General features: G+C 65.8%; 1 protein-coding gene. It reads right to left on the reverse strand.

Annotated elements, in window-relative coordinates:
- Positions 1-2,010 (reverse strand): IucA/IucC family protein (locus tag AC4FAH_RS14760; RefSeq protein ID WP_490246334.1); only part of this gene is annotated, 2,010 nt, incomplete at both ends.

Here is a 2,010-nt window from a genome sequence, read left to right on the forward strand (position 1 = left end):
AGCGGCGGGCGAAGGCCGCGATGGGGTTATCCAGCTCGCCCTTGAGCTGCAGGGCGCCGGACGGATCGGTGAGATCGACCATCTGCTGGTTGTTGCGCAGCTGCAGGCGGTTGAGGCACGACAGCGTGAAGCGCGGTGCGAACAGATCATGACGCGCGAACTTGTCGGCCATCTCCGGATGGGCATCCTGATAGTCATGGATACAGGCCGCGACGCGCGACCAGAAGGCCTCTTCCGTCATCACCTGCTCGCGCACCAGCAGCGGTACCGCGAAGCGGAAGATGCAGTCGAAGACATCGGTGAGCAGCGACAGGATGCGGATCGGTTCCGGCACCTCGACCACCAGACGCTCGACCCCTTCCGGCAGTTCGAGTGCACGGGTCTCTTCGGTGGCGAACAGCGCCGCTTCCTCGGCGATGTCCTTCATCAGCGCACCGCACGGCACGCCATCGCGCAGACGCATGATCAGGTTCTCGCCGTGCGGCATGAACACCAGGTCGTGCTTGAAGTAGCAGTGCAGCAGCGGCGTCATGTAAGCCGTCAGCCACTTGTCGATCCACGCTTCGGCGCCGATGCCGGAGCGCTCGATCAGCGCCGGCAGCAAGGCCTTCTCATCGTTGTCGACATGCAGCAGCGCGGCCATGGTCATCAGGCGCTCGCCCTCGTCCTTGACGTCTTCCGGGCTCTCGCGCCACAGGCTGGCCAGCATCTTGCGATAGCCGACGGCCGCCGGGTCCGCGTCTTCCAACACATCATCGCGATAGCCGATGGCCGCGACTTCACGTAGCAGGCGGAAGCCCCACTTCTCGAAGGACGGGTCCGAATCGATCAGGCCCTGCAGCCACTGATTGATGACCGGAGTGGCACGCATGTAATAGGGCGATAGGCCGCGCATGAAGCCCATGTTGAGGATCGACAGCGCCACCTTCACATAGCGACGGTTCGGCTGATTGCGGTTGTAGAGCGTGCGGATCGACTGCTGTGCCTGATAGCGGTCCTCCCCCAGGCCGAGACAGACGATGTGCTGGCTGGCGATCTCGGCGGCGAAGGTGATCGCCAGCTTGTGGCTCCACTGCCACGGATGCACCGGCATCATCAGGTAGTCGGAGGGCGCAAGGCCCTTCTCGGTCAGCTGCTGCTCCAGACGGGCGAGTTCGGCTTCACCCAGCTCTTCCTCGAGCAGACGGCGCGGATCGAGACCATCCACGGCCGAGTAATGGGCGTTGTCGCGATGCACGGCGATCCACACCAGCGAGAACGGCTGCGCGGCTTCCGGCGCGTAGGCGCGATAGTCCAGCGCATCGAAGCCCATGCGGCCATTGTTGGCGACGAAGCACGGATGGCCTTCGCTCATCGCCGATTCCAGGGTCTGGAAGGAGGCACCTGCCAGCACGCGGGCGGACTGATTCTCGCGCACGGCGCGCTGCATCTTCCAGGCGCTGGAGGCGAGCGTGGCGCTGACCTCCTCGAGATAGACCGGCAGCAGGCGCGGCGGAATCTCCAGCACGTCGTTGAGTTCCAGAATCAGCTCACGCGCGTCCAGCGGCAGGGCGTTGCCGTCGGCATCCAGACGCTGGATGGAGGCGGCATCGATCAGCCAGTGATCGAGCTGGAAACGGCGCGCCACGAAGCGATATTCCGCCGCGCGGCGGCTGACCGGCGGCGTGTCGCTGACCTGCGCCGCCAGCGGCAGGCGGAAGTGATGCCAGTTGTCATGGCTCTGGCAGGCGGTGCGGGTACCGCAGTCATCGGCGCATTGCGGATGGATCAGACGCTCGTGGCTGAACTCGGCCAGCGCCTTGCGCACCAGCAGGCGATTGGCCTGCTGCCAGTCCGGCCCGGTGAGATGCTGGCTGGCCGCGACCGGGTTGGCGGTCACGCCGCGGTCCAGACGCGGGCTGCGGCTGGCCAGGGCGGCGCGGAAGTCCTGCGGGGTGCAGAAGCACAGGCGCGCAGGCTTGCCGTCGAGATCCAGCGGGCCATGATCGACGAAGCCCACCGCGGCATTCA

It is taken from the genome of Cobetia sp. (assembly GCF_983723665.1).